Source organism: Caldanaerobacter sp. (assembly GCF_049701115.1).
In the GTDB taxonomy this organism is placed as follows: Bacteria; Bacillota; Thermoanaerobacteria; order Thermoanaerobacterales; family Thermoanaerobacteraceae; genus Thermoanaerobacter.
Map to the genome: position 1 here is coordinate 1 of NZ_JBNATX010000061.1, position 6450 is coordinate 6450.

Sequence of the window (6450 nt, forward strand, 5' to 3'; positions counted from 1 at the left end):
CGACCACTTGAGCCCAAAGGGCGAATTGGTCGGAACCCCGCCTGAGCCCGAAAAGTGAGCCTTAGTTTAGTCGCTTTGCAACTCCGGAGCATTAACACAAAATGCCACTTAAATCACTTAAATTAAGAAGGACTTTGTAACAAACGGAAGAGGGAGAGTAAGGTCTCCCTCTTTACACTTTATCTAAGGCTTGCTTAAAGTCATTTATTACATCCTCTATTTCCTCAATTCCGACAGACACCCTTATGAGTCCTTCTGAAATTCCAAGAGCTTTTAATTCTTCTTTGCTCAAAGCCCTGTGGGAAGTGGATTTTGGATGTGTTATCATGGTTTGAACCCCTGCCAGTGATGGAGCAAATTTTATAAGTTTGAGCTCCTGCATGAATCTATTTACAGATTGTTCACCCCCGTCAATTTCAAAGCTCAACATGCCTCCAAATTCATCTTTAAAAAGCTTTTTGGCGATGCTGTAATCAGGGTGAGAAGGCAGTCCTGGATAGAAGACCTTTTTCACTTTTGGATGGCTTTCTAAAAATTCGGCCAATCTCATCGCATTTTTGCAGTGCTCTTTCATCCTTAAAAACAGTGTTTTAGCACCTCTTAAAGTGAGCCATGCGTCAAAAGGACTCATAGAGCCTCCAAAATTGTGGACTATTCTCCTTGTGCGAGAGATAAATTCTTTATTTCCTGCTATAAGTCCTCCTATTACATCACTGTGTCCGTTTATGTATTTTGTGGCGCTATGTATTACAGCATAAGCGCCGAATTCTAGAGGCCTCATAAGGTAAGGAGTTGTAAAAGTATTGTCTACTATGAGTTTTAATCCGTGCCTTTTTGCTATTTTTGCAATTTCTTCAACGTCAAATACTCTTATCAAAGGATTTGTCATGATTTCCATGTATATGACTTTTGTATTTGGCTTGATAGCCTTTTCTACAGATTCTAAGTCCGAAAAATCTACCAAACTTATTTCAATTCCCAATCTCTTAAACTCCGAATTAAAAAGGCTGTTTGTTCCTCCGTATATGTCTTTTGCTGCGATTATGTGGTCTTTCGAATTTACTTCTGCCAGGAGAGCTGAGGAAATTGCTGCCATTCCTGAAGCGCAGGCTTGCCCTGCCTCTGCTCCTTCTAAATTTGCAATTAATTCTTCTACGGCAGTTTGATTTGGGTTCCCAAGTCTTGTGTACATATACCTTGAAGGATTCCCATCCAAGTAATCGTAAACTTCCTCAAGTGTATCAAAGGTAAATACAGAAGTCTGGTATATAGGGAGAGTTTTGGGTTTTGGAGGAATTTTTTCATCCGCATAATTTCCAATATGCACTACTTTTGTTTTAAGATGAAGTTCCACGCTATCACCCTCAATTTTCAGATTTTAACTCTATCATAATATGCGAAAAATTAAAAGTCAACAACCCTTTCTTTGCAATGGATTTTGTTGTAAACTATTATAAAAGAAGGTCTAATGCATATTAATTAAATTAAGAAGCTTAAACAAAAAGGAGGCATAAACAGTTGAATGATAAAGAGGAAAAGAAAGATAAGGATAATCTGCTTTTAATCGCTATAAAAAAGCAGCTTGACCAGATGGCTGAGCTTATGGAAAAGATGAAAATAGCTGACTATGTAGAGCTTATGCAAAGTCCTTATAGGCTTTTGTGGCTAAATTTTATAGGAGGAGTTGCGAGAGGTTTTGGAATCGCAGTCGGTTTTACAATACTTGGTGCAATTATCATCTATATCTTACAAAAATTAGTTGTATTAAATTTGCCTCTAATAGGGGATATTATAGCTGATATAGTTAAGATTGTACAGCAAAAATTGTACTGACAGGAGCTGATTGTAGTGGATAATGGAAAATTAATGTACTTTAAAAATCTACTTCTTGAGGAGAAAAATAGAGTTTTATCCACAATACATAAGATGAATTTAAACGATGGCGTTGGAGGAATTGCTCAGAGGGAATACTATCAGGAGCTTTCCCTTTTGGACAATCATCCAGCTGATATGGCTTCAGAGGTTTATGAAGTAGAGAAAAATTACGCTTTAAAAGATAATGAAAAAAATATACTGCGTCAAATAGAAGATGCACTTCAAAAAATAGAAAATGGGGATTATGGAATTTGTGAGAATTGTGGGGAACCCATAGAGGAAGAAAGGCTTGAGGCTATTCCCTATACTGCTTTATGCTCCTCCTGCGCAAAAGAAAAGGACTTAAACTTAAAGGATTTGAAAAATTCAAGACCCAATGAGGAAAAAGTCATAAAATACCCCTTTGGATGGGGATATAAGGACGAAAAAGGAGAGATACAGTTTGATGCTGAAGACTCCTTTCAAGAAGTTGCAAGGTTTAATAAGACAAAAAGCGGTTCTGACCATTATGAAGAGGTATACGACGAAGAAAATGCAGGGTATGTAGAGGAGACGGACAAGATAAGCAACGAAGATTATAAAAAGACTTTGTAAAAGGCACTTAAAAAGAGCATAAGTGCCTTTTACTCTCCTATTATCTTTACCAGTACTCTTTTTTTCCTTTTTCCATCAAATTCTCCGTAAAAAATTTGTTCCCACGGCCCTAAATCTAATTTTCCATCTGTTATTGCCACGACAACTTCTCTTCCCATAATAGTTCTTTTTAGATGGGCATCGGCATTGTCTTCATAGGTGTTGTGATAGTACTGCTCATAAGGCTTTTCGGGGGCTAGTTTTTCTAAAAAATTTTCAAAGTCTTTATGTAATCCTGGTTCGTCGTCATTTATAAAGACACTGGCAGTTATGTGCATGGCATTGCAGAGAAGAAGACCTTCTTTTATTCCGCTTTCTCTTACGCATTCTTCCACGAGAGGAGTAATATTGATAAACTCTCTTCTTTTTTTGGTTTCAAACCAGAGTTCTTTTCTATAGCTTTTCACCTTCCGGCTCCCCTTTCAGAAGTTTTGTCTACAGGATATATTTTATCATAGTTTTGTTGCTTTTTTGAAAAAAGGAGTTTTGAAATTGAAGGAGAAATTTTTAAATGATAAAAATGTAGGGGAGGAAAAGAAAATGGATTTTAAAATATTAAAAGAAAAACTAACTCAATCGAATTTGACAGTTGTACTGACAGGAGCAGGGATATCTAAAGAAAGCGGGATACCTACTTTTAGAGGAGAGGATGGGCTATGGAAAAAATACAATCCAGAAGAACTTGCAACGCCATGGGCTTTTCAAAGAAATCCAGCTCTTGTTTGGGAATGGTATGATTACAGAAGAAGGATAATTTCTAAGGCAAAACCTAATAAATGTCATCTGCTCATTGCAGAGTTTGAGGAAAGGTTTAAAAATGTAAGAGTAATTACGCAAAATGTAGATGGTTTACATGAGGCAGCAGGGTCTACAAATGTGATAGAACTTCATGGCAACATATGGAAAGTAAGATGTACAAAATGTGACTTCAGAGGCATAAACAGAGAAGTGCCTTTAAGCAAAATACCTCCTGAGTGCCCGAAATGCGGATCTATTGTAAGACCAGATGTGGTCTGGTTTGGTGAACCTCTCCCATCTGATAAACTTACAGAGGCTATGGAGCTGTCACAAAGAGCAGACCTTTTTATTGTAATTGGTACATCTTTAATGGTGCAGCCTGCAGCTTCTCTTCCTTTTTTGGCTCTTGAAGGAGGAGCTTTTGTAGTTGAAGTAAGTCCTGAGGAGACCCCCCTTTCAAGGAAAGCACATCTTTTTTTTCAAATGGGAGCGGTTGAATTTGCCATGAAATTTGAAGAGAAGGAGAGATAAAAAATAAAAGGGCACACATTTATGTGCCACTCAGACTGTTGACACAATAGAGAAGTGGCATTTTGTGTGTAAATGCGACTTGTTGCCACAAAGCGGTAACTAAACTTGGCGAACTTGAGGAGCGAAGGCGGGGCGAGCGAAGTGAGCGGATTCTTAGTCTTTTGGCGAATTGCCGGTACCCCGCCTGAGCCCGAAAAGTGAGCCTTAGTTTAGTCGCTTTGCAACGCCGGAGCATTAACACAAAATGCCACTTAAATAATGAGAACTTTGTCAACAAGCTGAGAGGTATACATTTACGTGCCACTAAATTTATTGAGGTGTTCAAGAAGCTTTTTCTTTTCTCTTTCAGGGATTTTGTTCCAGTTATTTGATACTATTGCAAACCTCTCATTAAGATGGATAACCTGGGGTGGAAGGAATGATTCCTCTTTATGGCCTGCTACATACGAATGCCTTTTTCCCATAATTTCCACCAGCCACAAGCTCACGCCGTACTTTGATTTTATTAAGTCTGAGAGCCTGGTAAATTCTTCGATCAATAGCTTTTTAGAAGTAGAGGTCTCTTTCTCCATTCTGTATCCTCCTGTAATACTCCATAAGCTTTGAAAATACTTCTTTTGGAACTCTTTCTTTGATTTCTTCAATTTCTTTCTGTATTACTTGTTCACCGGCTATTTTTGTTTCCTCGCTTGCAAAATCGTCCAGCCATTCTCTAAAAGTGAGTACGGCGTTTAGCTTGCAGAAAACAGCTTCTCTTCCTGTTTTTAAAAGGGTCATTATGTGTTTGCCTGTTCTTCCACATCTATAACCTGCTGTGCAGAAACTTGTTATATATCCCATTTTTGCCAGTTCTCTTATCAATTCGTCCAGGCTTCTGGTATCTCCTAGCAGGAACTGCTGTCTCTCTGCTTCCTGCTCGGTGTACCTGTCAGAGTAGGCGCCTATTCCAATTTTTGTAGAAGCATCCGTTTGAGTGACTATGCCCATGGAGAGAATTTCATCTCTTAAGTGGGCAGGTTCTCTGGCGGTTAGAATCATACCAGTATAAGGTACAGAAAGCCTTATGACAGCTATTAACTTTTTGAAATCTTCATCAGATACTTTGTATTTTGATTCTTGAGCAAAAGGTGTATTAGCAGCAGGTTCTAACCTTGGGAAAGATATGGTATGAGGTCCTATGCCAAAAAATTTCTCTAGATTTCTTGCGTGATATAAAAGACCCATTACTTCAAATCTCCAGTCATAAAGTCCAAAGAGCACTCCCAAAGCTACATCGTCAACTCCTGCTTCCAGTGCTCTGTGGTGACAGTACAATCTCCACTGATAATGGGATTTTATGGTTCCTTCTGGGTGTAGCTTTTTATAGGTCTCGTGATGATAGGTTTCTTGAAAAACCTGATAGGTTCCTATTCCTACATCCCGAAGCATTTCTAATTCTTCTATAGACATGGGGGCGGCGTTTACATTTACTCTTCTTATCTGCCCATATCCATTTTTTGTTTTAACTTTGACTTCATATATAGTTCTTATTGTATCTGCAATATATTTAGCATCTGTAGTAGGATGCTCACCATATACTGCAATTAAACGCTTATGGCCTATTTCTCCTGCTAGAACTTCTGCTTCTCTTCTTACTTCTTCTAATGTTAACCTTCTTCTTTTGATGACTGTATTTTCTCTCCTAAATCCGCAGTAGACGCAGTTATTTACACACAAATTGCTGCAATAAAGGGGCGCAAAAGTTACAATTCTGTTGTCATAAACTTTTTTCTTGATTTTTGCTGCTGCATCAAAAATTTCTTGCCATAATTCAGGGTCTTTGACATTTAAAAGAGCAGCCGTTTCATCAGGTTCAAGAGTCTCTATTTCTAGTGACTTTTGAATTATTTCTCTTATCCTCTGCTTATCAGGATTCTGGTTTTTCCTCAGTTTTTCCCATATTTCTTCGTCATCAATGAAGTCTCTTCCGTTTTCAAGATATCTGGTGATTTGTTCCTCTTTGATTACACTGTCCATCCATCTTTTTTCTTTTTCACTCAACACAACAGCCATTTTTAAATTTCCTCCTTCCCTTGCCCTCAGAGTACCTCCTTGGGCTCAGTATTTCAATTACATTATACAATAGGATTGTTAAATTTTCAACAAAAATGATGAATATAATTATTGTCCTATGAAATCTTACTAAGTGCAAAAAATAGAATTACTTTTGATTTTAAGTTAATATATCATAAGAATATACCCACTCTATAAGTGACCTGCTCCCGAGCATTTTTATTTTCCTCCAATCCTCCCAAAGTGAATTTTGCTGGGAGTGGGTCAATTGTACATTGTTAATCACATAATAAAAGTACAAATATAGCAATTGGTGGGGTTGGATAATAATACTAAATGTTGTCTTTTTGAGAAAGAAAGACAAACGGTAAAATGTCAAGGGGGTAATTAAAAATTTTTTGAGACATTTAAAGGGCAAAAAAGACAAAAAATACCCCTCTCCCAATATGCCAATAAACGGAATTGGAAGATCCAAAATAGAGTTCTTTATTAATTTTTAACAAAAAAGTATTTAAATACTAACAACAATTTTTTCTTGATATATTTGACCTTTGCTGAGCATTGCAAAGATCAGAGGGATTAATCTTCTAGCAGTTAAGACGAGGGCACGTTTATGTTGGT

At 37.4% G+C, this 6450-nt stretch carries 7 protein-coding genes; 3 read left to right on the plus strand and 4 right to left on the minus strand.

Annotated features, from left to right (window positions below; genetic code table 11):
• Positions 1–172 precede the first annotated feature (172 nt).
• Entirely contained in the window at positions 173–1354 is a 1182-nt protein-coding gene (locus tag ACPLVE_RS10780) for a trans-sulfuration enzyme family protein (protein ID WP_424611548.1), read from the minus strand.
• A 236-nt stretch (positions 1355–1590) separates the two neighbouring features.
• Here ACPLVE_RS10780 and ACPLVE_RS10785 point away from each other — a divergent pair, with 236 nt between their 5' ends.
• Both ACPLVE_RS10785 and ACPLVE_RS10790 read left to right on the plus strand, forming a co-directional pair.
• Positions 1591–1833 (plus strand): DUF5665 domain-containing protein, encoded by a 243-nt coding sequence (locus ACPLVE_RS10785; RefSeq protein ID WP_424611552.1) that lies wholly within the window; start codon positions 1591–1593, stop codon positions 1831–1833.
• A 15-nt stretch (positions 1834–1848) separates the two neighbouring features.
• Entirely contained in the window at positions 1849–2469 is a 621-nt protein-coding gene (locus ACPLVE_RS10790; RefSeq protein WP_424611549.1) for a yteA family sporulation protein, read from the plus strand.
• 29 nt (positions 2470–2498) lie between these two features.
• On the opposite strand, the gene ACPLVE_RS10795 is transcribed toward ACPLVE_RS10790, so the two are convergent.
• Positions 2499–2915 carry a secondary thiamine-phosphate synthase enzyme YjbQ gene (locus ACPLVE_RS10795; RefSeq protein WP_022588004.1) on the minus strand — a complete coding sequence of 139 codons (417 nt, stop codon included), beginning with the start codon at positions 2913–2915 and terminating at the stop codon, positions 2499–2501.
• Between the two features lie 133 nt (positions 2916–3048).
• Between ACPLVE_RS10795 and ACPLVE_RS10800 the strand changes: the two genes are divergently transcribed.
• Positions 3049–3777, plus strand: a complete 729-nt coding sequence (locus ACPLVE_RS10800; protein WP_424611553.1) for an SIR2 family NAD-dependent protein deacylase — start codon at positions 3049–3051, stop codon at positions 3775–3777.
• 293 nt (positions 3778–4070) lie between these two features.
• Here ACPLVE_RS10800 and ACPLVE_RS10805 read toward each other — a convergent pair whose 3' ends face one another.
• A complete protein-coding gene (locus tag ACPLVE_RS10805; protein WP_424611550.1) occupies positions 4071–4349 on the minus strand; it encodes a hypothetical protein in 279 nt (92 codons plus the stop codon).
• Complete coding sequence (gene hydG, locus ACPLVE_RS10810) at positions 4324–5829, minus strand: [FeFe] hydrogenase H-cluster radical SAM maturase HydG (protein WP_424611551.1); 1506 nt, start codon at positions 5827–5829, stop codon at positions 4324–4326. The genes ACPLVE_RS10805 and hydG overlap by 26 nt, the downstream gene beginning before the upstream one ends.
• Positions 5830–6450 lie beyond the last annotated feature (621 nt).

Excerpts from the sequence above, each read along its gene's own strand:
- ACPLVE_RS10800 (WP_424611553.1), top strand. The coding sequence starts at position 3,049 with ATGGATTTTAAAATATTAAAAGAAAAACTAACTCAATCGAATTTGACA.
- hydG (WP_424611551.1), bottom strand. The coding sequence starts at position 5,829 with ATGGCTGTTGTGTTGAGTGAAAAAGAAAAAAGATGGATGGACAGTGTA.
- ACPLVE_RS10785 (WP_424611552.1), top strand. The coding sequence starts at position 1,591 with ATGGCTGAGCTTATGGAAAAGATGAAAATAGCTGACTATGTAGAGCTT.
- ACPLVE_RS10805 (WP_424611550.1), bottom strand. The coding sequence starts at position 4,349 with ATGGAGAAAGAGACCTCTACTTCTAAAAAGCTATTGATCGAAGAATTT.